Raw genomic sequence first — 24958 nt, 5'->3', positions numbered from 1 at the left:
TAGATGCCCCTACGACCAACTTGTTGACACGACGTCTCACGGGGGACATGACCCGCAATGGCCAACGGAGGATTCACCAAGCTGCCCGGCGGCAGCGTGGTGGTCGCACTGACGCTGCCGAGCCCGCTGGGCGAGGGCGGCGTCCGCGTCCTGGTACACGCCATGAACCGCCAGCGCGCCCTGACCAGGCTGCGCAATCTCGGGCTTCGCGCCGTCTACCTGCGCGGCAATATGGCCCCGCCGACACCCGATGAGGTGACGGCGGTGCTGCACCATCCCGACGGGCTGGTCTGGCGCACCGCGCCGGACCGGGGAGGGGAGCTCTGGCATCCGATCGCCGCTCTGCTCAGACCGTCGGCCCCGGCCTCGTAGCGCCCGGGCCCTCGTAGCCCCGGGGCCCTCGTAGCGCCGGGGCCCGGAGGGCGGCCGCAGGGGCCGCCAGGGCGGCTGGGAGGCGCCCAGAGCGCCTCCTGCGCCCTCAGACGACCGGCTTGCCGCTGAGCTCGACCCCGGCCGCCCGCAGCTCCCCCAGGGCGCGCTCGGTCGTGGCCGGGGAGACGCCCGCGGTCAGGTCCAGCAGGACATGCGTGGCGAACCCCTCGCTGCGCGCGTCCAGCGCGGTGGCCCGCACACAGTGGTCGGTGGCGATGCCCACCACGTCCACCTCGGTCACCTCCCGCTCGCGCAGCCACTGGGCGAGCGAGGTGCCGTGCTCGTCGATGCCCTCGAAACCGCTGTACGCCGCCTGGTACGCGCCCTTGTCGAAGACCGCCTCGATCGCGCCGGAGGCGACGGCGGGCGCGAAATTCGGGTGGAACCCGACACCCTCGGTGCCCGCGACGCAGTGCACCGGCCAGGTGTGCTCGTAGTCCGGGTTGTCCGAGAAGTGATCGCCCGGGGCGATGTGGTGATCACGCGTGGCGACGATATGGCGGTAACCGGGCGTCGCCTCCCCGATCAGATCGGTGATCGCGGCCGCGACATCCGCGCCCCCCGTCACCGCGAGGCTTCCGCCCTCGCAGAAGTCGTTCTGGATGTCGACGACGATCAGTGCCCGGTGCATGTCACCGAGGGTAGACAATCCGCGTCGATTGCGGCAGTGGGCATGCCCCGTGTTGCCCCTCATGACGCGCCTCAGGCCGGCAGGTACTCGGTGGGCAGGACCGGCTCCCCGCGCGAGAGCTGGGTCGCCGACAGCGGCAGCCCGGCCCGGGCCGCGATATGCCGGTCCCGCGCCGCGTCCAGCGGCTCCCGGCCCACGATCTCGCCGCCGCGCACCAGCTCCACCAGCAGTTGATGGCCTGCCAGCTCCTCGGGGGCCGTACCGGTGCCGACCACCTCGGCCTCGGCCACACCGTGCTCGTCCACCCGCCGCGCCGCCCATTTGCGGCCGCCCACGGAGGACTTCGAGCCCATGGACTTCTTGGCCACCGGCAGCAGCGGTGCGTCCGGGCTGTCCGGGGTGTCCGAACCGGCCCGCGCGACCAGCTTGTAGACCATCGAGCAGGTGGGGTGGCCGCTGCCGGTGACCAACTGGGTGCCGACCCCGTACGCGTCCACGGGGGCCGCGGCCAGCGAGGCGATCGCGTACTCGTCCAGATCGCTGGTCACCGTGATCCTGGTGTTCTTGGCGCCCAGCTCGTCGAGCTGCTGGCGCACCCGGTGGGCGAGCAGCAGCAGATCGCCGGAGTCGATCCTTACGGCGCCCAGGTCCTTGCCGGCCACCTCCACGGCGGTGCGCACCGCCTCGGCGACGTCATAGGTGTCCACGAGCAGCGTGGTACCGCTGCCGTGCGCCTGGACCTGCGCCGTGAAGGCGTCCCGCTCGCTGTCGTGCAGCAGGGTGAAGGCATGGGCGCTGGTGCCCACGGTGGGGATGTTGTAGCGGAATCCGGCCGCGAGGTCGGAGGTGGTGGCGAAGCCGCCGACGTAGGCGGCGCGGGCGGCGGCGACGGCGGCCAGCTCATGGGTGCGGCGGGCGCCCATCTCGATGAGCGGCCGGCCGCCGGCGGCGGTGGACATCCGGGACGCGGCGGCGGCCACCGCGGAGTCGTGGTTGAAGATGGAGAGGATGACCGTCTCCAGCAGCACCGCCTCGGCGAAGGTGCCCTCCACCCGCATGATCGGCGAGCCGGGAAAGTAGACCTCGCCCTCCGGGTAGCCCCAGATGTCGCCGCGGAAGCGGTAGTCGGCGAGCCAGGTGAGCGTCGGCTCGTCCACGATGCGCTGCTGGGCGAGGAAGTCCAGGACGTCGCTGTCGAAGCGGAAGTTCTCGACGGCGTCCAGCACCCGCCCGGTGCCCGCGACGACACCGTAGCGGCGGCCCTCGGGGAGGCGCCTGGTGAATACCTCGAAGACCGAGCGGCGGTCGGCGGTGCCCGCCCGCAGCGCGGCCTGCAGCATGGTGAGTTCGTACCGGTCGGTGAAGAGTGCGGTCGACGGCACGTCCACCGGCAGTCCCAAGTCCGCAGTGTCCATGGTTGACGATGCTACCTCCCGTACTCGTCAGACTGACGAGATCTGGGTGCCGGTTTATGCGGCGGCCGGTGCCGGGTGGCAGCATGGGACGTGTGAGTGTCGCGCCCGTGGAGATCGAACGTCCCGAAACCCGTGAAGCACCGATGTCGGTGCCCGAGCCCGACGTTCCCTGGGTGACGGTGGTGCACAACGACCCCGTCAATCTCATGAGCTATGTGACCTACGTCTTCCAGAGCTATTTCGGCTATCCCAAGGACAAGGCGCACCGTCTGATGCTCGACGTCCACCACAAAGGCCGCGCGATCGTCTCGAGCGGCAGCCGCGAGGAGATGGAGCGCGACGTGCAGGCGATGCACGGCTACGGCCTGTGGGCGACCCTCCAGCAGGAGCGCTGATGTCGGGACGCTTCGAGCCGCTGCCCGGCGGCGGTGCCGCCCTCTCGCTGGACGAGGTCGAGATCTCCATTCTGCGCAGCCTGGCCATGCAGCTCGCCGAGCTGATCGGCCCGGGCGACCAGCCCGCCGAGGGCGGTGACCCCCTGGACGCGCTCTTCGCCGACGGCCCCAGCAAGCCGCCGGCCGACCCCGCGCTGGCCCGGCTGTTCCCGGACGCCTACCGCGCCCCGGACCAGGAGCTGGGGCCGCGGGAGGAGAAGACGGCGCGGGAGGCGTCCGCGGAGTTCCGCCGCTTCACCGAGAACGACCTGCGGGCGCGCAAGCGCGACGACGCCCTGACGGTGGTGCGCGACCTGGACTCGCTGGCCTCCGGGGCGTCCGCCGGGGCCCCGGGCGTGCTGGAGCTGGCGCCGGAGAAGGCCCGGCACTGGCTGACCGCCCTGAACGACCTGCGGCTGGCCATCGGGGCCCGGCTGGAGGTCACCGACGAGGACGACGGCGGTGACCTGCTGCGGCTGCCCGACTCCGATCCGCGCAAGCCGATGGTGATGGCGTACTTCTGGCTCGGCGGGCTGCAGGAGACCCTCGTCGAGACCCTGATGCCGGAATAACTCCCTCCGGCGATTACTGAGTGTTCGTTTAGAGGATGCTCAACTCCGGATAACGATCGCATCACTGCGGTTGTGAATTTTATTGCGCGACATAACTTTTGTCCGCTTCTCCCTGTGGTGTGCACCACACGCGGCTCAGTCGATCAGCGTTGCGGTCGTGGTAAATCTTCACGATCGCCAGCCAGCCGCCACAGGGAGAAAGGCGCAGCAATATGACCTCAGCGGCTCCTGAAGAGGGCTATGAGCGCGGCCTGGGCAGTCGCCAGGTACAGATGATCGCAATCGGTGGCGCCATCGGCGTCGGCCTGTTCATGGGCGCCGGTGCGAACATCGCCAAGGCCGGCCCGAGCATCATCCTGATGTACGCCCTCGCGGGCGTGGTCATCTTCTTCATCATGAGAGCGCTCGGTGAGCTGCTCCTCTACCGCCCGGTCTCCGGGTCCTTCGCGGAGTACGCCCGGGAGTTCCTCGGCCCGTTCTTCGGCTTTGTCACGGGGTGGACGTACTGGCTGATGTGGGTGGTGACCGGCATGGCCGAGCTCACGGCCGCCGCCATCTACATCAACTACTGGTACCCCTCGATCCCGCAGTGGGTCAGCGCCCTGGTCTTCCTGGTGGTGCTGTTCGGCGTCAACCTGATCTCGGTGAAGATCTTCGGTGAGGTCGAGTTCTGGTTCTCGATGGTCAAGGTCACCGCGATCATCGGCATGATCGTCATCGGCCTGGGCGTGCTCACCCTTGGCTTCTCCGACGCCGGTGACACCGCGGCCGCCTCCAACCTCTGGTCCCACGGCGGGTTCTTCCCCCACGGCATCGGCGACAGCCTGATGACCCTCCAGGGTGTGATGTTCGCCTACCTCGCCGTCGAGCTGGTCGGCGTCACCGCGGGCGAGTCCGAGGACCCCGAGAAGACCCTGCCCAAGGCGATCAACACGCTGCCCTGGCGCATCATCATCTTCTACGTCGGTGCCCTGGTGGTGCTGCTCGCCGTCGTCAAGTGGACCGAGTTCTCGGCCGGCGAGAGCCCCTTCGTGCATGCCTTCTCCAAGATCGGAATCCCGTTCGCGGCCGGCATCGTCAACTTCGTCGTGCTCACCGCGGCCCTGTCCTCCTGTAACTCCGGGATGTACTCCACCGGCCGGATGCTGCGCGGCCTGGCCGCCAACAACGAGGCCCCGCGGGCCTTCGGGATGCTCAACTCCCGGAAGACCCCGGCCATCGGCATCACCGTCTCGGTGCTGCTGATGGGCATCGGCGTGATCCTCAACTACGTCGTCCCGGAGAAGGCGTTCGAGTACGTCACCTCGGTGGCCACGGCCGCGGGCATCTGGGCCTGGGCGATGATCCTGCTCAGTCATATCAAGTACCGCAAGGCCGTGACCTCCGGCCGGCTGCCGGCCTCGTCCTTCCCGGCCCCGGGCGGCGCCGTCTTCAGCTGGGTGGCGCTGATCTTCCTGATCATCGTGACCGGCCTGATCGCGTACGACAAGGACGCCCGGGTCTGTCTGTACGTGGGCGCCGGCTGGGCCGTCCTCCTGGTGATCGGCTGGTTCATGCTGAAGTCGCGCGAGGGTGGCCGGCCGGGTGCCGACGCCGAGGCCGAGCCGGAGTACGCGCGCAAGTAAGCCGTAAGCCGTATCGCCTTTCGGGCGCCGTATCTCAGCAGGCGGGCTCCGGACCACTGTCCGGAGCCCGCCCGTCTCCCGCCGCCACCCTCAACCGGGGCTCCCCCAAACTTCGTCCGGGAGGTGCCCCCTGCGCGCCGCCCCCTTTTTCTTTCCTATTGTGTGCTCATGCTGACCATCACCCAGGCGCTCCACGACAAGATCGTCGCGCACGCCCGCGCGGACCACCCCGACGAGGCTTGCGGCGTGATCGCGGGCCCGGCCGGAAGCGGCCGCCCCGAGCGGTTCGTCCCGATGCTGAACGCGGCCCGCTCGCCCACCTTCTACGAGTTCGACTCGGGTGACCTGCTCAAGCTCTATCGCGAGATGGACGACCGGGACGAGGAGCCGGTGGTCATCTACCACTCGCACACCGCCACCGAGGCGTACCCCTCCCGCACCGATATCTCTTACGCCAATGAGCCCGGTGCCCACTACGTCCTGGTCTCCACGGCGGAATGCGGCAATGACGAGGGTCCCGCCCAGTTCCGGTCCTTCCGGATCGTGGACGGCGAGGTCACCGAGGAAGAGGTCGAGATCGTCCCGGGCGGCTGACTGACCTGCACGTCTCGTATCTCGGTCGTTACCCGTCCGTATCACGGGATTACCTACCGGAGCCCGGACCGGGAATCGATACGATGAGTCCATGGTTTTCGATGACGTGAGCGAGAAGACGCCGGGCATGCTGCTCGTGGCGCGGCTCCACGTCGACCTGTGCCGGCTCGCCAGCGCGATGTGTCCGCGCCGCGCCGTGGCCGCCTGAGCGCGCGCCCGAGACGCCCCGACGCCCTTCGACGACGCCCTCCCGGCCGCTCCGGCCCGGGAGACCACCCCGCCCTCCGACAGGAGCCCAGACATGGCCATCGAGGTCCGCATCCCGACCATCCTCCGCACCTACACCGACGGCCAGAAGGCGGTCGAGGGCAGCGGGACCACGCTCGCCGAGCTCTTCACCGACCTCGAGACCCGGCACGCCGGGATCCAGGAGCGCCTGATCGACGGCGGGGAGCTGCGCCGCTTCGTCAACGTCTATCTGAACGACGAGGACGTCCGCTTCCTCGACGGCATCTCCACCAAGCTCGCGGACGGCGACAGCGTGACGATTCTCCCCGCCGTCGCAGGCGGAAGCCACTGATGCGGTACGACAGCCCCTTGGCAGCGGTCGGCAATACGCCGCTCGTCCGGCTGCCGAGGCTCTCGCCCTCCTCCGACGTACGGATCTGGGCCAAGCTGGAGGACCGCAATCCGACCGGCTCGATCAAGGACCGTCCCGCGCTCCATATGATCGAACAGGCCGAGAAGGGCGGCCGGTTGACCCCCGGCTGCACCATCCTCGAACCCACCTCCGGCAACACCGGTATCTCGCTCGCGATGGCGGCCAAGCTCAAGGGCTACCGCATCGTCTGCGTGATGCCGGAGAACACCAGCGCGGAGCGGCGCCAGCTCCTCGCCATGTGGGGCGCGGAGATCATCTCCTCGCCCGCCGCCGGCGGCTCCAACACCGCCGTCCGGGTGGCCAAGGAGCTGGCGGAGCAGCACCCGGACTGGGTGATGCTGTACCAGTACGGAAACCCGGACAACGCCGGTGCCCACTACGCCACCACCGGCCCCGAGATCCTCGCCGACCTGCCCTCCCTCACCCACTTCGTCGCGGGCCTGGGCACCACCGGCACCCTGATGGGCGTCGGCCGCTTCCTGCGCGAGAACAAGCCGGACGTCCAGATCGTCGCGGCCGAACCGCGCTACGACGACATCGTCTACGGACTCCGCAACCTGGACGAGGGGTTCGTCCCCGAGCTGTACGACGAGTCCGTGCTGACCACCCGCTTCTCCGTCGGCTCCGAGGACGCGGTGACCCGCACCCGGGAACTCCTCGCCCAGGAAGGCATTTTCGCGGGCGTGTCGACGGGGGCCGCGCTGCACGCCGCCCTCGGTGTCGCCGGTAAGGCGGTCAAGGCCGGGCAGAGCGCCGATGTGGTCTTCATCGTCGCCGACGGTGGCTGGAAGTACCTGTCCACCGGTGTCTACACGGCGGCCACCACCGAGGAGGCGATCGCGACGCTGCACGGCCAGCTCTGGGCGTAGCCCTTCGGGCCGATCGGCCGGCGGGGGGGGCATGGCCGGGCGCCACCCGGCTCCGTCCTGGTGATTCCGCCCACAACGCGGGCCCGTGGAGGAGCTGCCTGGGCTTTTGCGCCTTACGCTCGTGGGCACCGCATGACCCCCCGCACCGCCCATGGCCTTCGGCATGGGGACCCCTCAAGGAGGTTCCTGCTTCATGAAGCTCACCGTCGTCGGATGCTCAGGGTCGTTCCCGTCCGCGGAATCGGCCTGCTCGAGCTACCTCGTAGAGGCCGACGGCTTCCGGCTGCTCCTCGACATGGGCAATGGCGCCCTTGGCGAGCTGCAGCGCCACTGCGGTCTCTACGACCTCGACGCTGTACTGCTGTCCCATCTCCACCCCGATCACTTCATCGACATGTGCGGATACTTCGTCGCGCGCTACTACCGGCACGACGGTGGCCGCGCCGAGGCGATCCCCGTCTACGGCCCCGAGGACACCGAGCGGCGGCTGGTCCAGGCGTACGACGATCTGCCCGACGAGAAGTCGATGCGTGAGGTCTTCGACTTCCGCACCCTGACGCCCGGCAGCTTCGACATCGGCCCCTTCACCATCCGCGCCGAGCGCGTCTGCCACCCCGTGGAGGCGTTCGGCTTCCGGATCGAGTACGGCGGCCGCTCGCTGGTCTACTCGGGCGACACGGGCCCCTGTGAGGCCCTGGTGGACCTGGCCCGGGGCGGCGACCTCTTCCTGTGCGAGGCGGCCTTCACGCACGGCAAGGAGGACATCCCGGAGCTGCATCTCAACGGCCGCCAGGCGGGTGAACACGCGCTGCGGGCGGGGGTCGGGAGCATGGTGCTCACCCACATCCCGCCGTGGACGGACCCCCAGATCAACCAGCGCGACGCGCAGGCGGTCTTCGGCGGCCCGGTGGAGCTGGCCAAGGCGGGCGCGGTCTACGAGGTGTAACGGGCGGTGAACGCGGAAGCGCCGGGCTGGAGGACCAGCCCGGCGCTTCGCCGTCTTGCACGCTCGGTGGCTACTTCTTGGCGTCCGCCACCGCGGCGTCGTCCAGGGAGTCCTCCGGTTCTCGTCCCGGCGTCGGGATGTTGAACTTCGTGATCACGAAGCGGAAGACCACGTAGTAGACGACGCTGAACGCCAGCCCGATCGGGATCAGCATCCAGGCCCTCTCGCTGTGCGACCACCCCAGCAGATAGTCGAACAGCCCGCCGGAGAAGGTGAAGCCGCTGCGGATGCCGAGTGCCCAGGTCAGCGCCATGGACAGGCCCGTCAGCACCGCGTGGATGCCGTACAGCAGGGGCGCGATGAACATGAACGAGAACTCGATCGGCTCGGTGACACCGCAGACGAACGCCGTCAGCGAGACCGAGATCATCATGCCCATCACGGCCTTGCGCCGCTCGGGACGGGCGCAGTGCGCGATCGCCAGACCGGCGGCGGGCAGCGCGAACATCATGATCGGGAAGAAGCCGGTCATGAACATTCCGGCCGACGGGTCGTCGTGGAAGTAGCGCGCGATGTCGCCGTGCCAGGTCTGGCCGCCGGAGCTGAAGTCGCCGAACTGGAACCAGGCGAACGAGTTCAGCAGCATGTGCATGCCGACCGGGATCAGCAGCCGGTTGACCACACCGAAGATCCCCGAGCCGACCGCGCCATTGGACGACAGCCACTCGGAGAAGTTGTTGAGGCCGTCGCCTATCGGGCCCCAGAGGTACCCGAAGAGCACGCCGTAGATCACGCCCGCGAAGGACATCAGGATCGGGATGAAGCGGCGGCCGCTGAAGAAGCCCAGCCAGTCCGGCAGCCGGGTGCGGTGGTACTTCTCCCACAGCACCGCGGCGGTCAGGCCGACCACGATGCCGCCGAGGACGCCCGGGTCCTCCGGCTTGCCGGTCACCTCGCTGACGAAGCCGGTCAGGACGTTCTTGTAGACGAGGAAGCCGACCAGGCCCGCGAAGGCCGTGGTGCCGTCCGACTTCTTCGCGAAGCCGATGGCCACGCCGATGCAGAAGAGCAGGGCCAGGTTGTCGAAGAGCGCGCCGCCCGCGTGGGCGAAGATCTCCGCGAGCTTGTTCCAGCCGAGTCCCGTCTTGCCGAAGACGTCGTCCTGGCCGAGCCGGCTCAGGATGCCCGCGGCGGGCAGAGCGGCGACGGGGAGCTGGAGGCTGCGCCCGATCTTCTGCATACCCTTGATCAGACCGGCACCCCGCTTCTGGGCGGGCGCGGCCGGCGCGGTGGCCGTACTCATCGGATTCCTCCTGGTGAGGCGGGCTCTCAGGGGAGGGACGGCCCGCGCTATGGTCTAAACCACATGTGGTGTAGACCTGTTGTAGCACGTAGGGATCCGCTAAAGGAATCTATCGTTCCAAGTGACGAGTGACTTCCTCACCCGCATAATGGTGTAGACCATTTGCCGCAGCGCGGACACCACGCGGACAGCAGGACGACAGGAGCGAACATGGCCACCAAGGCTGACAAGATCGTCGAGGGGCTCGGCGGCATCGACAACATCGTCGAGATCGAGGGCTGCATCACCCGCCTGCGCACCGAGGTCAAGGACGCCGCCCTGGTCGACGAGGCCCTCCTGAAGGCCGCCGGTGCCCATGGCGTGGTGAAGATGGGCACCGCGATCCAGGTGGTCATCGGTGCCGACGCGGACCCCGTCGCCGCCGAGATCGAAGACCTGATGTGACCTTCCGAGACCTGATGTGACCTTCCGAGACCTGAGGTGACCATCCGGGCCCGGAGCGCCGTCCCCCGGGAGCGGGGCCCTCGCCGGACGCGGACCGGGGGCCTCCGCGATGCCGATAGGCTCATCTCATGTCTCGTATCGACGGCCGCACCCCCGACCAGCTCCGACCCGTGACCATCGAGCGCGGATGGAGCAAGCATGCCGAGGGCTCGGTCCTCGTCTCCTTCGGCGATACGCGGGTCCTGTGCACCGCGAGCGTCACCGAGGGCGTGCCGCGCTGGCGCAAGGGCAGCGGCGAGGGCTGGGTCACCGCGGAGTACGCGATGCTGCCGCGCTCCACCAACACCCGGGGCGACCGCGAGTCCGTCCGCGGCAAGATCGGCGGCCGGACCCATGAGATCTCCCGTCTCATCGGCCGCTCGCTGCGCGCGGTGATCGACTACAAGGCGCTCGGCGAGAACACCATCGTCCTGGACTGCGATGTCCTCCAGGCCGACGGCGGCACCCGCACCGCCGCCATCACCGGCGCCTATGTGGCCCTGGCCGACGCCATCGGCTGGGCCCGGGGCAAGAAGCTCATCAAGGCCACCCGGCAGCCGCTGACCGGCACCGTCTCCGCCGTCAGCGTCGGCATCGTCGGCGGAATCCCCCTGCTCGACCTCTGCTACGAGGAGGACGTGCGCGCCGAGACCGACATGAACGTGGTCTGTACCGGTGACGGACGCTTCGTCGAGGTGCAGGGCACGGCGGAGGGCGAGCCCTTCGCCCGCGAGGAGCTGAACGGGCTGCTGGACCTCGCCGTGGCGGGCTGCGAGACCCTGGCCGGAATCCAGCGCGCGGCGCTCGCCCTGGAGATGTGACGGCGGCAGCGAGCAACCGTCGCGCGGCGCCCGGCGTTTAGTCAGGTACCAGCACCGTTCCCGGGGAGGGACCCTTCCATGGCGCCGCGCCACCGTCACCGCCGTACCACCGCCGTCACCGCTCTCGCCGCCGTCGCGCTCATCGTGCCGGTCACCGTCGGCTGCAGCGCGGTGGAGAAAGCCCTCGACTGCGCCCAGCTCGCGGTCGAGATATCCAACGACGTGGACGACCTCCAGGACGCCCTGACCGGCGCCGCGGTCAATCCGCAGGACGCCGACAAGATCCTGGACGCCCTCGACAAGGACATCGGCAAGGTGGGCGACCGCACCGACAGCGCGGACGTCGGCAAGGCCGTGGACGACCTCCAGAAGGCCCTGGACAACGTCCAGAAGTCCGTGGACAGCGGCAAGCACCCCGATATGACTCCGGTCAGGGACGCGGCGGGCGAGCTGACCGGTGTCTGCTCGCCCTGACCTCCCCTCGATAATCGAGAGTTATGCAGCAACACACTGAGGGACACCGCCCGCACCCCCGCCGTCTGGTCCTCGCGACCCGCAACGCCTACAAGATCACCGAACTGCGCTCGATCCTGGGCGAGGCCGGCCTGGATGCCGAACTCGTCGGCGCCGACGCCTATCCGGAGGTCCCGGACGTCAAGGAGACCGGCGTGACCTTCGCGGAGAACGCCCTCCTCAAGGCCCACGCCCTGGCCCGGGCCACCGGCCACCCCGCCATCGCCGACGACTCCGGCCTCTGCGTGGACGTCCTCGGCGGCGCGCCCGGCATCTTCTCGGCCCGCTGGTCGGGCCGGCACGGCGACGACCGCGCCAATCTCGACCTGCTGCTCGCCCAGCTCTCCGACGTCCCCGACGAACACCGTGGCGCCCACTTCGCCTGCGCCGCCGCCCTCGCCCTCCCCGACGGCACCGAGCGCGTCGTCTCCGGCCGGCTCACCGGCACGCTCCGTCATGAGCCCGTGGGCGGCGGGGGGTTCGGCTACGACCCCATCCTCCAGCCCCACGGCGAGACCCGCACCTGTGCCGAACTGGACCCCGAGGAGAAGAACGCCATCAGCCACCGCGGCAAGGCGTTCCGCGCCATCGCCCCGATCGTCCGCGAACTCCTGGGGTGAGCGGCCCCGTAGGACGCCGCAGGCCCGGCCCGCGATGAGGCGGGCCGGGCCTGCGTTCGCGCGGCGTGCGGCCGGAGGGACTCGAACCCTCACGGGAGTTACCCCACTGGGACCTAAACCCAGCATGACTGCCAATTCCATCACGGCCGCTCGGCACGGTCATGGTACTGCCTGGTGAACGGGGTCCGGGGCGGCAGCCCCGGGTCCGTCACAGCCCCAGGTCTTTGATGATCTTGGCTACGTGGCCGGTGGCCTTCACGTTGTACAGGGCGCGCTCGACCTTGCCCTGCTCGTCGACGATGACGGTGGAGCGGATCACGCCGATGACCGTCTTGCCGTAGAGCTTCTTCTCGCCGAAGGCGCCGTACGCATCGAGGGTCTCCTTGGCGGGGTCGGCGAGGAGCGTGACCTTCAGGTCCTCCTGGTCGCGGAACTTGGCCAGCTTCTCGGGCTTGTCGGGGGAGATGCCGATGACGTCGTAGCCGTGGCCGGCCAGGAAGGCGAGGTTGTCGGTGAAGTCGCACGCCTGCTTGGTGCAGCCGGGGGTGAGGGCGGCGGGGTAGAAGTAGACGATCACCTTACGGCCGGCGTGGTCGGCGAGCGAGACCTCCTTGCCGTCCGCGTCGGGGAGGGTGAAGGCGGGGGCGGTGTCGCCGGGCTGCAGTCGCTCGCTCATGGTCTGGTGCTCCTCGTGGCGTCGGGGGTACGTACCCGACATTAGCCAGCTTCCCGTCCGGGGGTGCCGTGGAGCGGGGAGGAGGGCGAGCTGACAGACTGTCCATCACGAATCATCGAGACTGACGGAGGCAGCGCGGTGTCGGATGCCAGGACCCCTGCGCAGATCGAGGCGGACATCGCCCGCAGGCGGCAGGAGCTCGCCGTGACCCTCGACGAGATCGGGGTGCGGATGCACCCGAAGACGATCATCGGGGACGCGAAGGCGAAGGCGGCGTCGGCGGTGGACCGGACCGCCGGGCGGGCCTATGTGTCCGCCAACCGCGCGGTGGCGGGCGTGCGGGCCCAGTTGGTGTCGGAGGAGGGCCGGCCCCGCATGGAGCGGATCGTGCCGGTGGCGCTCGCCGTGGCCGGGCTGGTCGGGCTGCTCGCCCTCTCGGCGAGGTCCTCCCGGTCCGCCAAGGCGTCCCGCTCCTCGTGGTGCTCCAAGCGGCGCCGCTGAGCGAAGGGCCGGCCGGCACCGCTGAGAAGGCGGCCGGCACCGCTGAGCGAAGGCGGCCCGCACCGGCCCTGAGGCGTCATCGCGCCGTCCGGCCAGGTACGGTCATGGCGTGAGTGCGAACACGACCCATGACAAGCTGCCCATCCGGATGCTGCACGACCGTGTGCTGGTAAGCACCGACATTCCGGAGGGCGAGCGCCGGTCGTCCGGCGGCATCGTCATCCCCGCCACCGCGGCGGTCGGCAGGCGGCTGGCCTGGGCCGAGGTGGTCGCGGTCGGGCAGAGCGTACGGACCGTGGAGCCCGGTGACCGGGTGCTCTACGACCCGGAGGACCGGGCCGAGGTCGAGGTCCGCGGGGTCGCCTACGTCCTGATGCGGGAGCGCGATCTGCACGCGGTGGCGGCCGAGCGGCTGGAGGGCGCGGAGGACTCCACGGGGCTCTACCTGTAGGGACACCGCGGCATCGGACATGACAGAGGGTGGTGACGGTATCCGTCACCACCCTCCGCTGTTCGCGGTCCGCGGTCTCAGCCGCCCACCGGCCCCCCTGGGTCGCCCGGATCGCCACCCGGATCACCCGGCCCGCCCGGTCCCGGCTCGGTCGTCGGCCCCCCGGTGGGGATGTCCGTCGGCGGGGTGGGGATGGTCGGGGGCGTGGTGGGCAGCGTCGGCGGGGTGTCGGTCGGCGCCGTGGGGACCGAGGTGTCCGGCGGGGCGTCGGTCGGGGGAGTGGTGACCACCGGCGGCGGGGAGCCCGGAGGCTGCTGGCCGGGCTGGGAGCCGTCGGGGGCGCTCGCCCCGTCCTCCAGCCGCAGATCGAACTCGGCCGGTGGCTTGCCGTCCAGCGCGCCCGATGTGTACTGCGCCCAGATCTCGGCGGGATAGCCGCCGCCGTTGATCCGCTCCAGGCCCGTCGCCCCGTACAGCGGCTTCTGCACGCCGGTATTGGAGTCCTGGCCCATCACCGCTACCACGGTCGCCAGATCCGGGGTGTAGCCCGCGAACCAGGCGGCCTTGTCCTCCTCCGCGGTGCCGGTCTTGCCCGCCGCCGGGCGCTCGGCGGCCTGGGCGGCGGTGCCGGTGCCGCCGTCGACCACGCTCTGCAGTATCGAGGTGGTGGTGTCGGCGGCGCTGCGCGGGATGGCCTGCCGGTTCTCCCGGTCCGGGAGACTGACCCGCGCACCGTCCTTGGTGACCTCCTCGACCAGGCCGTACTTGCCGTGCTCGCCGTGGTTGGCGAGGGTCGCGTACGCCTCGGTCATGTCCAGCACGCTCGCGGTGGCGGGGCCGAGCGCGATGGAGGGGGAGGCGTGCAGATCGGGGGTGTTCTTGGGGACGCCCAGGTCGATGGCGGTCTGCTTGACCTTGGCGGGGCCGACGTCCTGGGCCATCTGCGCGTACACCGAGTTCACCGAGTTGTCGGTGGCCGTGGTGACGTCGATGTCGCCGTAGTCGACGTCGTCCTCGTTGGCGGGGGAGTAGCCGGTGGGCCCCTCCGGGCCGACGACCTCGCGCTTGTTGTCGCCGTTGTAGAGGGTGTCCGGGGTGATCGTCTGACCGTCCTGGGTGGTGGACCCGTAGCGCACCGCCGAGGTGAAGACGAATGGCTTGAACGTGGATCCCACCTGGTAGTCACGGCGGGTCGCGTTGTTGACGAACTGCTTGGTGTAGTCGATCCCGCCGTAGAGCGCGACCACCTTGCCGGTCTTCGGGTCGATCGAGGCGCCGCCCGCGCGCACATAGCGGTCGACCTTGCGGTCCTTCGGGCTGAGCTTGCTCATCAGCCGGTCGCGCACGGCCGCCGCGAAGGCGTCCTGCTTCTTCTTGTCGATCGTGGTGGTGATGCGGTAGCCGCCGCGCGCCAGGGTTTGCTCGTCGATGATCCCGTTGCTGGTGAGGTAGTCCTCCACGGCCTCGACGAGATAGCCGCGCTGGCCGGACATGCCCGAGGCGACCCTGGCGTCGGAGGGCGCGGGGAAGGTCATCTTCTGCCGGTCGGCCCGGGTCAGCCAGCCCTTCTTGACCATGCCGTCCAGGACGTAGTGCCAGCGGGCCGTGGCCCGCCCCTTGTTCTGCGGATGGGCGACGACGTCGTAGGCGCTGGGGGCGTTCAGCAGGGTCGCCAGATACGCGCCCTGGGCGGTGTCGAGCTCGCCGATGTCCTTGCCGTAGTACGCCTGGGCGGCGGCCTGGATGCCGTAGGCGTTGCGCCCGAAGTAGCTGGTGTTGAGGTAGCCCTCGAGGATCTTGTCCTTGCTCACCTCCCGGTCCAGCTTGATCGCGATGAAGAACTCCTTGGCCTTGCGGGTGACCGTCTGTTCCTGGTCCAGGTAGTAGTTCTTCACATACTGCTGGGTGATGGTGGAGCCGGACTGCTTGCCCTTGCCGGTGGCGGTGTTCCAGGCGGCCCGGACCATCGCCTCGGGGTTGATGGCCGACTCCGAGTAGAAGTCCCGGTCCTCGGCAGCCAGCACCGCGTGCTGGATCCGCTTGGGAATCTGGCTGAGCTGGACGTTCTCCCGGTTGACCTTGCCCTCGCGGGCGAGCTGGGAGCCGTCGGAGTAGAGGAAGACATTGCTCTGGGCGATGGCGGCTCTGTTCGCCGGGGGGATGTCGACGAGCAGATAGCCGGTGACGAGCCCGCCCGCGATCAGCAGGACGATCAGGAGGAAGCCGCCGAGGACCATGCGCCAGGTGGGCAGCAGCCGGCGCCATCCGGTGCGCTGGGGACGGCCCTTTCTGCCCTTGGCCGGTCTGCCTGCGGGGAGGCCGTCCGCGCGGTGCGGCGTGTCGTGGTTGCCATCGTCGATGCCGGGCCGGGCACCCGTTCCGGCCGCGCCACCGTCGATCAACTGGGGCTCGTCGCTCATGTCTCCTGAGACTCCTCGGCCGCCGTCGAGGGTTGCACGGCGGCAGGATCGTGCACGGTCGGGCGATTCGCGTCGTACGCCCGATAAAACACTGTCGCATCATCCGTTCCGGGCCGAGGACGTGGCGCGCACCCGTGACTGGTCTGTGACCGGCCACATGGATGATTCCGCTCACACCATCCGGTGAATATTGCCTGGCCGTCTCTCCGGTCACCCCACTAGGCTCCGGATTTTGGCGCCGGCCGGGCGCCGTGGTCGAGGGAGGGAGGGGCGGGCGGATGCGGCTGTACGCGGCCGTCGCGGTCAGCGGCTTCAAACGCTACGCGACGTATCGGATCGCCACCGTGGCCGGGGTCTTCACCAATACCGTTTTCGGCTTCATCCTCGCCTACACCTACACCGCGCTGTGGGACGAGCGGCCGCACCTCGGCGGCTACGACCTCGACCAGGCGCTGACCTTCGTCTGGCTCGGCCAGGCGCTGCTGGCGGCCGTAGCGCTGATGGGCGGCGGCTTCCAGGAGGAGCTGCAGGACCGCATCCGCTCCGGTGACATCGCCGTGGACCTCTACCGCCCCGTCGACCTCCAGTCGTGGTGGCTGGCCACCGAGCTCGGCCGGGCGCTGTTCCAGTTGCTGGGGCGCGGCGTGGTGCCGATGGGGATCGGGGCGCTGGTCTTCGAACTCCGGCTGCCCGCCTCGCCCTTGACCTGGCTGTGGTTCCTGCTGTCGGTGGTGCTCGCGGTGTGCGTCGGCTTCGCGGTGCGCTATCTGGTCTCGCTCGCCTCCTTCTGGCTGCTCGACGGGACGGGGCTGGCCATGCTGAGCGGGCTGCTGTGCCTGTTCTTCTCCGGGATGATCCTGCCGCTCAACGTCTTCCCCGGGCAGCTCGGCGAGATCGCCCGCGCGCTGCCCTGGGCGGCGATGCTCCAGGTGCCCGCGGATGTCTTCCTGGAGGAGCACCGGGGGGCGGGGCTGCTGGGGGCGTTCGCCTTCCAGGCGGGGTGGATGGTGGTGCTGCTGGCGGCGGGGCGGGTGCTGCAGTCGGTGGCGACCCGGAAGGTGGTGGTCCAGGGTGGCTGAGTCGGCCGTGTCCAACGGGCTCCGGGCCTACGTCCTGATCGTCGGGATGTGGGTGCGCTCCACGATGGCGTACCGCACCTCGTTCCTGATCATGACGCTGGGGAACCTCCTCGCGACCGGTCTGGACTTCGTCGCGATCGCGTTGATGTTCACCCACATCGGGCAATTGGGCGGCTTCACCCTTGACGAGGTCGCCTTCCTCTACGGCACCACCAGCGTCGCCTTCGGCCTCGCCGATCTCACGCTGGGCACCATGGGCCGGCTGGGCCAGCGGGTGCGCGACGGCACGATGGACACCCTGCTGGTGCGGCCGGTGCCGATACTCGCCCAGGTCGCCGCCGACCGCTTCGCGCTGCGCCGGCTGGGCCGGATCACCCAGGGGGCGGTGCTGCTCGGCTGGTCGCTGAGCCGGCTGGACATCGACTGGACGGTGGACCGGGTGCTGCTGATGCCGGTGATGCTGCTGAGCGGGGGCGCCATCTTCGGGGCGCTGTTCGTGCTCGGCGGCGCCTTCCAGTTCTGGGCCAAGGACGCCTCCGAGGTGCAGAACGCCTTCACCTTCGGCGGGACCACGCTGCTGGAGTACCCGCCGACGGTCTTCGGCAAGGAGCTGCTGCGGGGCGTCACCTTCGTCATCCCGCTGGCCTTCGTCAACTGGCTGCCGGCGCTGCACATCCTGGGCCGCCCCGATCCGCTGGGGCTCCCCGCCCGGATCGGCTTCGCGGCGCCGCTGGTCGCCTGCGGCTGCTGTGCGGTGGCGGGGCTGGCCTGGCGGGCGGGGCTGCGGGCGTATCAGAGCACGGGGAGCTGAGGGGGAGGGATGGCCGTGGACGATCTGATCGAGCTCGACGGTGTCGAGAAGGTGTTCCAGGTGCGGCGCAGAGCCGGGCTGATGCGCCGTGAGCGGCGCGAGGTGCGCGCGGTGGACGGCATCAGCTTCCGGGTGCCGCGCGGCGAGATGGTGGGCTACATCGGGCCGAACGGCGCCGGGAAGTCCACCACGATCAAGATGCTGACCGGGATCCTGGTGCCCAGCGGCGGGCGGCTGAGGGTCGCCGGCATCGACCCCTCCAGGGAGCGGACGCGGCTCGCGCGCCGGATCGGGGTGGTCTTCGGGCAGCGGACCACCCTGTGGTGGGATCTGCCGCTGCGCGATTCGTACGCGCTGGTGCGGCGGATGTACCGGATCCCCGACGACCGCTACCGGGAGAACCTGGACCGCTGCGTGGAACTGCTCAACCTGAGCGAGCTGTTGGACGTGCCGGTGCGTCAGCTCTCGCTGGGCCAGCGGATGCGCGGCGATATCGCGGCCGCCCTGCTGCACGACCCCGAGGTGCTCTATCTCGACGAGCCGACCATCGGGCTCGATGTGGTCAGCAAGGCGAAGGTGCGGGAGTTCCTGCGCGATGTGAACGCCGAGCAGGGCACCACCGTGCTGCTCACCACCCACGATCTGACCGATATCGAACTGCTGTGCAAGCGGGTGATGGTCATCGACCACGGCCGGCTGGTCTACGACGGCGGGCTCGACGGGCTGCACGCGGTGGGGGAGAGCGAACGCACCCTCGTGGTCGACCTGGAGCAGGAGCTGCCGCCCATCGAGATCCCCGGGGCCCGGACGGTGCGGGTCGAGGGGCCCCGGCAGTGGCTGGCCTTCCCGGCGACCAGCAGCGCGGCGCCGATCGTCGCGGCGGTCGCCGACGGCTATCCGATGGTGGACCTCTCGGTGCGCGAGCCCGAGATCGAGGACGTGATCGCGAGGATGCTGCACGGCGGGGAGGGCCGGTCGGCCGGGCGCGGAGCGTGAGCGGGGCCGGGGGCGGGGCCCGTGAACGGGCCGGTGGCCGTGACCGTGGACGGATCGGGGGCGGCACCCCCGTACGAGATACGGGCCATGGCCGGTGCCCGCCGTTAGTCTGTCCGTATGACGAGCGCTGGTTCTTCCCAGGGGGCGAGCCCCGACCTCCCGGACCCGGCCGGGATGCGGGCCTCCGACGCCGAGCGGGAGCGGATCGCGGAGGTCCTCCGCGAAGCCGTCGCCGAAGGCCGCCTGGACATGGAGGAGTTCGACGAGCGGCTGAACGCGGCCTACACGGCGCGCACCCACGGCGAGTTGGAGCCGCTGGTACGGGACCTCCCGGTGCCCGGCAGTGCCGCTCCCGCCCCGCCGGCCCCGGCCGATCCCACCGGCTGGAGGGAGCGCATCGGCGGCACCCCGACGTCCCGCACGGGGATCGCGATCATGGGGGGCTTCCAGCGCAAGGGCACCTGGACCGTGCCGCGCCGCTTCACCGCGTTCACCCTCATGGGCGGAGGTGAGATCGATCTGCGCGAGGCCCGGTTCGAGGACCGCGAGATCGTCATCCGCTGCTTCGCCCTCATGGGCGGCGTGCAGGTCACCGTGGAGCCGGGCGTCGACACCCATGTCAGCGGCATCGGCATCATGGGCGGCTTCGACCACAGCGGAGGGGTCGAGGGCGAGCCCGGCGCGCCGCGGGTGACCGTCACCGGCCTTGCGCTCTTCGGCGGAGTCACAGTCGAGCGCAAGCTCCGTAAGGAGGAGCACAAGCGCCTCAAGGAGGAGCGCCGCCGGGTGAAGGCCGAGCGCAGGGACGAGCTGCGCACCGAGCGCCGGGAAGTGCGGGGCGCGCGGCGCGACGGGCGCCGTGAGGAGCGGGAGGAGCGCCGGCTGTCCCTGGAGAAGGAGCGCCGCGACGACTACTAGGCCCTTACGGGGCCCGCTCCGGGTACCGGGCGAGAAGCTCCGGCTAGAGCTCGGCCGCCGTGCGGCCCCGCAGGTGGTCCAGGTCCAGCGCCCGCGCCATCGCCCGGTAGCCGTCGTCGCTCGGGTGCAGATGGTCGCCCGAGTCGTACACCGGGCGCAGCCGTAGCGGGCTGATCGGGTCGCGCAGCGCCTTGTCGAAGTCCACGACCTCGTCGAAGACCCTCCCGGCCCGGATCCGCGCGTTGACCTGCTCGCGTACGGCGTCAAGCTGGGGTGTGTAGCCGCGGTGCCCGTAGAAGGGCGTCAGGGTGGCTCCGATGACCCGCAGGCCCCGCGCGTGGGCCTGTTCGGTCAGCCGCTTCAGGCCCCACACGATCCGGTTGGGGTCGGTCTCGTGGGGGATGCGCAGTATGTCGTTGACGCCCAGCTCGACGATCACGGCCTTGACGCCCGTACGGGAGAGCACGTCGCGGTCGAAGCGGGAGAGCCCGCTGGGGTTGTTGGGCGGATACTGCGTGCCGTCGCTCAGCACGCGGTTGCCGCTGATGCCCTGGTTGAGCACGCCGAATCGGGGCGCGCCGGGCTCGCTGCGCAGCCGCTCGGAGAGGAAGTCGGTCCACCGGTGGTTGGCCCCGGCGGTGGAGGTGATGCCGTCGGTGATCGAGTCGCCCAGCACCGCGACCGCGCCCTCGGCCTGCTTGGACCACACGTCCACGCCGGTCAGATAGCGCCAGTACGGGCTCTGCTGGGTGTAGGCGGCGCCCGCCGTGTCCTCCGTACGGTCGCCACGCGCCATGTACGACGTCTGGCGGGCGTGCGGATGGTAGGTGACCGAGCCGGACGCCTGCGGGGTGTAGGTGGTGACCAGCAGGTCGGCCGAGTCCGGGACGGCGAGCCGCACCGGGTCGCTGGTGATGGCCTTACCGGGCGGGATCGTCACCCAGGTGCGGTTGTTGAAGGCGAGGCGGCGCATGGTGCCGGTCGCCGCGGTGGGGTTGCTGGGCGCGGCGGCCAGCGCCAGCGAGGCATGCGTGATCGTCAGCGGACGGCTGCTGTAGAAGTTGGAGAGCTGGATGCGGGAGCTGGTGCCGCCGATGGTGGTGTGCACCACGTTCCGTATCGACATGCCCGACAGGCCGCGCAGCGTCCTCGGCTCGGCGGCCGCCGCCGAGGTGGACCAGGTACCCACCCAGGACCCGGCCGAGGCCGGATCGGCAGAGCCGCGGGCCCCCTGCGCACGGGAGTCCGTACCGCCCTTGTCGCCACCGAGCCCGATGAATATCGCGGTGGAGACGAGGATCACCACAGCCGCCAGCGCAGCGAGCACGGCATACCCCGTGCGTCTGGGCATTGGGGGCATGCTCATGAGCGGGTTGTCTCCTCGGGCGGACGGAGCCCGAGGCTCCGGATGTGGACGGGAACGGCGGGTGGTATCCGGCAGCGCCGATGCGGTCCGGTCGGTGACTCATGATCCCATGGCGGGACCCGGCTCCGCCTGTCGGCCTGCCCCCAATGTGCTGGGTCGCTCCCCCGGACAGACGACGGGAACTCACCGTTCGTTCCACCCTTGGGCCACTGAGACCGGAAAGAGACAATGCATGAGGGGACGGGCCGACCGGGTGGAGCGTATGGAGCGAAGAACGACTGGTGAGACGGCGGCCCCGCCGCCCGGGGGCGCGGCTGTGCCCTTTGTCACGGACAGCCCCCTGGACGTGGAGCGGCGGCGCGGTGTGCGCCGGATGAAGGCGCTCGCCACCGGCATGCTGCTCGGCGTCGCACTGGTGTACGTGCTCGCCACCTGGGCGCGCTCCTCCGGTATCGGCGGCTGGACCGGCTATGTCGCCGCGGCCGCCGAGGCGGGCATGGTGGGCGCCCTGGCCGACTGGTTCGCGGTCACCGCGCTCTTCCGGCGGCCCATGGGGCTGCCGATTCCCCATACGGCGATCATCCCCACCAAGAAGGACCAGCTCGGGGCCAGCCTCGGGGAGTTCGTCGGGGAGAACTTCCTCTCCGGGGACGTCGTACGGATGCGGCTGCGCGCGGTCGGCATCGGCGGCCGGCTCGGCACCTGGCTCGTCCAGCCCGAGCATGCCGAGCGGGTGACGGCCGAGCTGGCGACCGCGCTGCGCGGCGCGCTCACGGTGCTGCGCGACTCCGATGTGCAGGCCGTGGTGGGCGAGGCGATCACCCGCCGGGCGGACGCCCAGGAGGTCGCGCCGGGCCTGGGCAAGCTGCTGGAGCGCGTTGTCGCGGAGGGCGGCCATCGCCGCGCCGTGGACCTGGTGTGCCTGCGCGCCCACGACTGGCTGGTGGAGCACAACGAATCGGTGATGCAGGCCGTGACCGGCGGTGCCCCCGGCTGGACGCCGCGGTTCGTGGACCGCAAGGTCGGCGACCGCGTCTACAAGGAACTGCTGCGCTTCGTCACCGAGATGCGCGATATGCCCGCCCATCCGGCGCGCGGCGCCCTGGACCGCTTCCTCACCGACTTCGCCGGGGATCTGCAGTCCGACACCGACACCCGGGCGCGGGTGGAGCGGGTCAAGAGCGAGGTGCTGGGGCGCGGCGACGTCCAGGACATCATCGCCACGGCCTGGGCCTCGGTGCGGGCGATGATCGTCACGGCGGCCGAGGACGAGCGCAGCGAGCTGCGGCAGCGGGCGCGGGCGGCGATTCTGTCGCTGGGCAGGCGGATGGTGACGGACCGACGGCTGCGGGACAAGGCCGACGGCTGGCTGGAGGACGCCGCCGTCTATGTGGTGACGACGTATCGGGACGAGATCACCTCGCTGATCACCGAGACGGTGGCGGGCTGGGACGCGGAGCACACCTCGCGGAAGATCGAGGCCCATATCGGCCGGGATCTGCAGTTCATCCGGATCAACGGCACGGTGGTGGGTGCCCTGGCCGGGCTGGTGATCTATACGGTCTCGCGGGTGATGGGCGGATAGCCGCGCCCTGTCTCTGGCAGGTGCGCGCGGCCTGGCCTATGGTGCGCGCGTGCGACGTCGTCGAGGGCGGGCCGTGCTCGCCCGGGGGCTGTGGACGGCCGGTGAACTCGCCGTCACCCTCGGGCTCGTGGTGCTGCTCCTGGTCGTCCACCAACTGTGGTGGACCAACCGGCAGGCCAGGGCGGGCGCACGGCACGAGGTGGGCGTACTGGAGCGGCAGTGGCGCGACGGGGCCGCCGAGTCAGCGACACCGGCGCCGGGGGCGACGCGATCCTCCGATTCCCCTCCTGGGGACGGCCGCGACCGTGACCGGGCGACCGGGGGCGAGGGCCAGGGACCGCGCCGGGACCAGGCGTACGCCGTGCTCCGGATCCCGCGCATCGGCCTTACGGTGCCCATCGCCGAGGGCATCAGCCGGGCGGCGGTGCTCAACCAGGGGTACGTGGGCCACTATCCGCGAACCGCCCAGCCGGGGCAGGCGGGCAATGTCGCCCTCGCGGGCCACCGCAACACCCACGGCGAGCCCTTCCGGCAGTTGGACGAGGTGCGCCCGGGCGACACGGTGCGCATCGACACCGCCGACGCCCGCTACACGTACACGGTCGAGCGCACCCTGCCGCGCACCTCGCCCGCCGACGGCACGGTGGTCGCCCGGGTGCCGTACAGCTCCACCCATCCCCGCTACCGCTACACCGAACCGGGCTACTACCTCACCCTGACGACCTGCACCCCCGAATTCACCTCCCGCTACCGCCTGGTGGTCTGGGCCCGGCTGCGGGCCGCCGCCCCACGGGCTGTCGGCGGGGGCCACTAAGCGCTCCGCGGGAAGTGCCGCGAGGTGCGGTCGTTCATCCGCGGCTGTGTCGTGGCTGGTCCCACGCGGCGGAGCCGCATATCGACACAGCCCCGCGCCCCTTCGGGGCGCACCCGAACCGCACCGGACTTCATCGAGGCCGCTTAGACTGGCGGAGCCAGGAGGGGAGACCGGCCGGGAGAGGGGGTGTGACGGTGTCGCGACGACTCGAAGCGCTGCGCATGCGGCTCGGCGTCTGCCTGTTTCTGCTGACCGGGGTTCTGCTGGCGCAGAGCGGGGCCGTCAGCGCCGTCGCCCTCGCCGCCACCGTGGCGGCCACGGCCGCCGTTGCCACGGCGCTGCTGACCTGCGCGATCCTCGCCCCCCGTAGCCGAATACCCGCCTCCGCCGGGCGGATTCGCACCGCGATACGGGACCGCGAGCGCCGTACGGCGTTCCTGCCCCAGCGGGATCCCGACGCCTCCGGACGCCCGAGGCCGCGAGCGCCGGGCCGTCGTCTGCCGACGGCCGCGTAGGCGCACCCATTTCGCTCTACGGGCGGACCCCCAGCCTCTCCGGCGTTTGAGGAGCGGGGGCCGGGGCGGAGCCCCGGAAGCTCCAGCATTCGTACCGCCGCGCCACGCGGCTCGTCACGCCGATGTCTTCCTCACTCCGGCACGACGAGACCCGCGGAGGGCTCCCATGTCCCTTTTCTCTTCCCTCGGCACCCTGCTGACCACCATGGCGGGCGGCCTCGACCCGCTCTTCGGCGCGTCCGCGGCGGCGGCCGCCATCGTCCTGTTCACGCTGTGCGTCCGCGCCGCACTGCATCCCCTCGCCCGTGCCGCGGTGCGCGGTGAGAAGGCGCGGGCCGCGCTCGCGCCGAAGCTCACGGAGCTGAGCCGCAAGCACAAGGGCGACCCCGAGCGGCTGCGGCGCGCCATGGCGGAGCTGCGGGCGAAGGAGGGTGCGTCACCGCTGGCGGGCTGTCTCCCGGCGCTCGCCCAGCTTCCGGTCTTCTTCGTCATGTACCACGTGTTCTCCACCGGCAGCGGCGCCGGAGACCTCCTCGACCACACGCTCGCCGGGGCCCCGCTCGGCGCCCGGTGGGGCGGGGCGCTCAGCGGGGCCCCGGGTCTGGTCCACCTCGGGCTCTTCGCGCTGATCGCGGCCGTGGCGACCTGGACGTACCTCCGCGCCCGCAGGACGACCGCCCCCGGGGCGCCCGGAGTGGCCCGGGCGCTGCCGCTGCTGTCGTTCGGGACCCTCGTCACCGCCGCCGTGGTCCCGCTGGCGGCGGCGCTGTACCTGGCGACCAGCACCACCTGGACGGCGGTGGAACGGGCCCTGCTGCACCGCGGCTGACGGCACCCATGACAGCACCCGTGACGGCACCCACGACGGGGCCCATCTCGGGGCCCACAACGGCACCCGCCGAAATCA

At 70.6% G+C, this 24958-nt stretch carries 29 protein-coding genes and 1 tRNA gene; 23 read left to right on the top strand and 7 right to left on the bottom strand.

Features of this window, described 5'->3' with window-relative positions; all coding sequences use genetic code 11:
- Positions 1–57: 57 nt before the first annotated feature.
- Positions 58–372: a hypothetical protein gene (locus STRVI_RS38920; protein ID WP_014061054.1), complete on the top strand. Its 315-nt coding sequence runs from the start codon at positions 58–60 to the stop codon at positions 370–372.
- Positions 373–478: 106 nt separating this feature from the next.
- Here the strand turns inward: STRVI_RS38920 and STRVI_RS38915 are convergent, their stop codons facing one another.
- Positions 479–1063: a nicotinamidase gene (locus tag STRVI_RS38915; RefSeq protein ID WP_043237238.1), complete on the bottom strand. Its 585-nt coding sequence runs from the start codon at positions 1061–1063 to the stop codon at positions 479–481.
- A 71-nt stretch (positions 1064–1134) separates the two neighbouring features.
- Positions 1135–2478, bottom strand: coding sequence for a nicotinate phosphoribosyltransferase (locus STRVI_RS38910; protein ID WP_014061052.1), 1344 nt, complete (start codon positions 2476–2478; stop codon positions 1135–1137).
- Between the two features lie 83 nt (positions 2479–2561).
- Between STRVI_RS38910 and clpS the strand changes: the two genes are divergently transcribed.
- From clpS to STRVI_RS38875, 8 genes are all read left to right on the top strand, one after another.
- Positions 2562–2873, top strand: a complete 312-nt coding sequence (clpS, locus tag STRVI_RS38905; protein ID WP_014061051.1) for an ATP-dependent Clp protease adapter ClpS — start codon at positions 2562–2564, stop codon at positions 2871–2873.
- The gene (locus STRVI_RS38900; RefSeq protein WP_014061050.1) at positions 2873–3484 is read left to right on the top strand and encodes a DUF2017 domain-containing protein; all 612 of its coding nucleotides are present in this window, start codon (positions 2873–2875) and stop codon (positions 3482–3484) included. The genes clpS and STRVI_RS38900 overlap by 1 nt, the downstream gene beginning before the upstream one ends.
- A 212-nt stretch (positions 3485–3696) precedes the next feature.
- A complete protein-coding gene (locus STRVI_RS38895) occupies positions 3697–5109 on the top strand; it encodes an amino acid permease (RefSeq protein ID WP_014061049.1) in 1413 nt (470 codons plus the stop codon).
- 168 nt (positions 5110–5277) lie between these two features.
- Positions 5278–5703 carry a Mov34/MPN/PAD-1 family protein gene (locus STRVI_RS38890; protein ID WP_014061048.1) on the top strand — a complete coding sequence of 142 codons (426 nt, stop codon included), beginning with the start codon at positions 5278–5280 and terminating at the stop codon, positions 5701–5703.
- Positions 5704–5794: 91 nt separating this feature from the next.
- Complete coding sequence (locus STRVI_RS56255; RefSeq protein WP_014061047.1) at positions 5795–5911, top strand: putative leader peptide; 117 nt, start codon at positions 5795–5797, stop codon at positions 5909–5911.
- A 93-nt stretch (positions 5912–6004) separates the two neighbouring features.
- A complete protein-coding gene (locus tag STRVI_RS38885) occupies positions 6005–6283 on the top strand; it encodes a MoaD/ThiS family protein (protein ID WP_014061046.1) in 279 nt (92 codons plus the stop codon).
- Positions 6283–7233 carry a PLP-dependent cysteine synthase family protein gene (locus STRVI_RS38880; RefSeq protein WP_014061045.1) on the top strand — a complete coding sequence of 317 codons (951 nt, stop codon included), beginning with the start codon at positions 6283–6285 and terminating at the stop codon, positions 7231–7233. The genes STRVI_RS38885 and STRVI_RS38880 overlap by 1 nt, the downstream gene beginning before the upstream one ends.
- Positions 7234–7426: 193 nt before the next feature.
- On the top strand, positions 7427–8179 hold the full coding sequence (locus tag STRVI_RS38875; protein WP_014061044.1) for an MBL fold metallo-hydrolase: 753 nt from the start codon (positions 7427–7429) through the stop codon (positions 8177–8179).
- A 70-nt stretch (positions 8180–8249) separates the two neighbouring features.
- Here the strand turns inward: STRVI_RS38875 and STRVI_RS38870 are convergent, their stop codons facing one another.
- Positions 8250–9482 carry a PTS transporter subunit EIIC gene (locus STRVI_RS38870; RefSeq protein WP_014061043.1) on the bottom strand — a complete coding sequence of 411 codons (1233 nt, stop codon included), beginning with the start codon at positions 9480–9482 and terminating at the stop codon, positions 8250–8252.
- Positions 9483–9644: 162 nt separating this feature from the next.
- On the opposite strand from STRVI_RS38870, the gene STRVI_RS38865 reads away from it, so the two are divergent.
- From STRVI_RS38865 to rdgB, 4 genes are all read left to right on the top strand, one after another.
- Complete coding sequence (locus STRVI_RS38865) at positions 9645–9926, top strand: PTS glucose/sucrose transporter subunit IIB (RefSeq protein WP_257789973.1); 282 nt, start codon at positions 9645–9647, stop codon at positions 9924–9926.
- Between the two features lie 128 nt (positions 9927–10054).
- Entirely contained in the window at positions 10055–10786 is a 732-nt protein-coding gene (gene rph / locus STRVI_RS38860; RefSeq protein ID WP_014061041.1) for a ribonuclease PH, read from the top strand.
- A 78-nt stretch (positions 10787–10864) separates the two neighbouring features.
- Positions 10865–11260, top strand: a complete 396-nt coding sequence (locus tag STRVI_RS38855; RefSeq protein WP_014061040.1) for a hypothetical protein — start codon at positions 10865–10867, stop codon at positions 11258–11260.
- Positions 11261–11283: 23 nt separating this feature from the next.
- A complete protein-coding gene (rdgB, locus tag STRVI_RS38850; RefSeq protein WP_014061039.1) occupies positions 11284–11919 on the top strand; it encodes an RdgB/HAM1 family non-canonical purine NTP pyrophosphatase in 636 nt (211 codons plus the stop codon).
- A 66-nt stretch (positions 11920–11985) separates the two neighbouring features.
- Here rdgB and STRVI_RS38845 read toward each other — a convergent pair.
- A tRNA-Leu gene (locus STRVI_RS38845) sits at positions 11986–12069 on the bottom strand.
- A 58-nt stretch (positions 12070–12127) separates the two neighbouring features.
- A complete protein-coding gene (gene bcp, locus STRVI_RS38840; RefSeq protein WP_014061038.1) occupies positions 12128–12595 on the bottom strand; it encodes a thioredoxin-dependent thiol peroxidase in 468 nt (155 codons plus the stop codon).
- 138 nt (positions 12596–12733) lie between these two features.
- Here bcp and STRVI_RS38835 point away from each other — a divergent pair, with 138 nt between their 5' ends.
- Positions 12734–13096 (top strand): DUF3618 domain-containing protein, encoded by a 363-nt coding sequence (locus STRVI_RS38835; RefSeq protein WP_014061037.1) that lies wholly within the window; start codon positions 12734–12736, stop codon positions 13094–13096.
- A 148-nt stretch (positions 13097–13244) separates the two neighbouring features.
- Positions 13245–13547 (top strand): GroES family chaperonin, encoded by a 303-nt coding sequence (locus STRVI_RS38830; RefSeq protein ID WP_050994097.1) that lies wholly within the window; start codon positions 13245–13247, stop codon positions 13545–13547.
- A gap of 77 nt (positions 13548–13624) precedes the next feature.
- Here the strand turns inward: STRVI_RS38830 and STRVI_RS38825 are convergent, their stop codons facing one another.
- Positions 13625–15967: a transglycosylase domain-containing protein gene (locus STRVI_RS38825; protein ID WP_014061035.1), complete on the bottom strand. Its 2343-nt coding sequence runs from the start codon at positions 15965–15967 to the stop codon at positions 13625–13627.
- Positions 15968–16245: 278 nt separating this feature from the next.
- Here STRVI_RS38825 and STRVI_RS38820 point away from each other — a divergent pair, with 278 nt between their 5' ends.
- From STRVI_RS38820 to STRVI_RS38805, 4 genes are all read left to right on the top strand, one after another.
- Entirely contained in the window at positions 16246–17046 is an 801-nt protein-coding gene (locus STRVI_RS38820; protein ID WP_014061034.1) for an ABC transporter permease, read from the top strand.
- 46 nt (positions 17047–17092) lie between these two features.
- Positions 17093–17857, top strand: a complete 765-nt coding sequence (locus STRVI_RS38815; protein WP_086019722.1) for an ABC transporter permease — start codon at positions 17093–17095, stop codon at positions 17855–17857.
- Positions 17858–17866: 9 nt separating this feature from the next.
- Positions 17867–18853 (top strand): ABC transporter ATP-binding protein, encoded by a 987-nt coding sequence (locus STRVI_RS38810; protein WP_014061032.1) that lies wholly within the window; start codon positions 17867–17869, stop codon positions 18851–18853.
- Between the two features lie 117 nt (positions 18854–18970).
- Complete coding sequence (locus STRVI_RS38805; RefSeq protein WP_063644323.1) at positions 18971–19771, top strand: DUF1707 SHOCT-like domain-containing protein; 801 nt, start codon at positions 18971–18973, stop codon at positions 19769–19771.
- Between the two features lie 43 nt (positions 19772–19814).
- Here the strand turns inward: STRVI_RS38805 and STRVI_RS38800 are convergent, their stop codons facing one another.
- Positions 19815–21137: an SGNH/GDSL hydrolase family protein gene (locus tag STRVI_RS38800; RefSeq protein WP_014061030.1), complete on the bottom strand. Its 1323-nt coding sequence runs from the start codon at positions 21135–21137 to the stop codon at positions 19815–19817.
- A gap of 262 nt (positions 21138–21399) precedes the next feature.
- Between STRVI_RS38800 and STRVI_RS38795 the strand changes: the two genes are divergently transcribed.
- From STRVI_RS38795 to STRVI_RS38780, 4 genes are all read left to right on the top strand, one after another.
- A complete protein-coding gene (locus STRVI_RS38795) occupies positions 21400–22722 on the top strand; it encodes a DUF445 domain-containing protein (RefSeq protein ID WP_251982823.1) in 1323 nt (440 codons plus the stop codon).
- A gap of 49 nt (positions 22723–22771) precedes the next feature.
- On the top strand, positions 22772–23536 hold the full coding sequence (locus STRVI_RS38790; protein WP_014061028.1) for a class E sortase: 765 nt from the start codon (positions 22772–22774) through the stop codon (positions 23534–23536).
- 194 nt (positions 23537–23730) lie between these two features.
- A complete protein-coding gene (locus STRVI_RS38785) occupies positions 23731–24051 on the top strand; it encodes a DUF6412 domain-containing protein (protein WP_014061027.1) in 321 nt (106 codons plus the stop codon).
- A 166-nt stretch (positions 24052–24217) separates the two neighbouring features.
- The gene (locus STRVI_RS38780) at positions 24218–24880 is read left to right on the top strand and encodes a YidC/Oxa1 family membrane protein insertase (RefSeq protein ID WP_014061026.1); all 663 of its coding nucleotides are present in this window, start codon (positions 24218–24220) and stop codon (positions 24878–24880) included.
- Positions 24881–24958 lie beyond the last annotated feature (78 nt).

Source organism: Streptomyces violaceusniger Tu 4113 (assembly GCF_000147815.2).
Taxonomy (GTDB): domain Bacteria; phylum Actinomycetota; class Actinomycetes; order Streptomycetales; family Streptomycetaceae; genus Streptomyces; species Streptomyces violaceusniger_A.
Note: the sequence above shows the minus strand (reverse complement) of the source record. Positions and strands in the feature narration are given on the sequence as shown.

Bases quoted from the DNA above. Each gene is read 5' to 3' on its own strand.
- STRVI_RS38815 (WP_086019722.1), top strand. From the start codon at position 17,093: ATGTGGGTGCGCTCCACGATGGCGTACCGCACCTCGTTCCTGATCATG.
- STRVI_RS38920 (WP_014061054.1), top strand. From the start codon at position 58: ATGGCCAACGGAGGATTCACCAAGCTGCCCGGCGGCAGCGTGGTGGTC.
- STRVI_RS38800 (WP_014061030.1), bottom strand. From the start codon at position 21,137: ATGAGCATGCCCCCAATGCCCAGACGCACGGGGTATGCCGTGCTCGCT.
- STRVI_RS38885 (WP_014061046.1), top strand. From the start codon at position 6,005: ATGGCCATCGAGGTCCGCATCCCGACCATCCTCCGCACCTACACCGAC.
- STRVI_RS38795 (WP_251982823.1), top strand. From the start codon at position 21,400: ATGGAGCGAAGAACGACTGGTGAGACGGCGGCCCCGCCGCCCGGGGGC.
- STRVI_RS38830 (WP_050994097.1), top strand. From the start codon at position 13,245: ATGCTGCACGACCGTGTGCTGGTAAGCACCGACATTCCGGAGGGCGAG.
- STRVI_RS38880 (WP_014061045.1), top strand. From the start codon at position 6,283: ATGCGGTACGACAGCCCCTTGGCAGCGGTCGGCAATACGCCGCTCGTC.
- STRVI_RS38910 (WP_014061052.1), bottom strand. From the start codon at position 2,478: ATGGACACTGCGGACTTGGGACTGCCGGTGGACGTGCCGTCGACCGCA.
- STRVI_RS56255 (WP_014061047.1), top strand. From the start codon at position 5,795: ATGGTTTTCGATGACGTGAGCGAGAAGACGCCGGGCATGCTGCTCGTG.
- STRVI_RS38895 (WP_014061049.1), top strand. From the start codon at position 3,697: ATGACCTCAGCGGCTCCTGAAGAGGGCTATGAGCGCGGCCTGGGCAGT.
- rdgB (WP_014061039.1), top strand. From the start codon at position 11,284: ATGCAGCAACACACTGAGGGACACCGCCCGCACCCCCGCCGTCTGGTC.
- STRVI_RS38805 (WP_063644323.1), top strand. From the start codon at position 18,971: ATGACGAGCGCTGGTTCTTCCCAGGGGGCGAGCCCCGACCTCCCGGAC.
- STRVI_RS38875 (WP_014061044.1), top strand. From the start codon at position 7,427: ATGAAGCTCACCGTCGTCGGATGCTCAGGGTCGTTCCCGTCCGCGGAA.
- STRVI_RS38900 (WP_014061050.1), top strand. From the start codon at position 2,873: ATGTCGGGACGCTTCGAGCCGCTGCCCGGCGGCGGTGCCGCCCTCTCG.
- STRVI_RS38820 (WP_014061034.1), top strand. From the start codon at position 16,246: ATGCGGCTGTACGCGGCCGTCGCGGTCAGCGGCTTCAAACGCTACGCG.
- STRVI_RS38915 (WP_043237238.1), bottom strand. From the start codon at position 1,063: ATGCACCGGGCACTGATCGTCGTCGACATCCAGAACGACTTCTGCGAG.
- STRVI_RS38855 (WP_014061040.1), top strand. From the start codon at position 10,865: ATGGCGCCGCGCCACCGTCACCGCCGTACCACCGCCGTCACCGCTCTC.
- STRVI_RS38825 (WP_014061035.1), bottom strand. From the start codon at position 15,967: ATGAGCGACGAGCCCCAGTTGATCGACGGTGGCGCGGCCGGAACGGGT.
- rph (WP_014061041.1), top strand. From the start codon at position 10,055: ATGTCTCGTATCGACGGCCGCACCCCCGACCAGCTCCGACCCGTGACC.
- STRVI_RS38810 (WP_014061032.1), top strand. From the start codon at position 17,867: ATGGCCGTGGACGATCTGATCGAGCTCGACGGTGTCGAGAAGGTGTTC.
- bcp (WP_014061038.1), bottom strand. From the start codon at position 12,595: ATGAGCGAGCGACTGCAGCCCGGCGACACCGCCCCCGCCTTCACCCTC.
- STRVI_RS38870 (WP_014061043.1), bottom strand. From the start codon at position 9,482: ATGAGTACGGCCACCGCGCCGGCCGCGCCCGCCCAGAAGCGGGGTGCC.
- clpS (WP_014061051.1), top strand. From the start codon at position 2,562: ATGGGACGTGTGAGTGTCGCGCCCGTGGAGATCGAACGTCCCGAAACC.
- STRVI_RS38890 (WP_014061048.1), top strand. From the start codon at position 5,278: ATGCTGACCATCACCCAGGCGCTCCACGACAAGATCGTCGCGCACGCC.
- STRVI_RS38780 (WP_014061026.1), top strand. From the start codon at position 24,218: ATGTCCCTTTTCTCTTCCCTCGGCACCCTGCTGACCACCATGGCGGGC.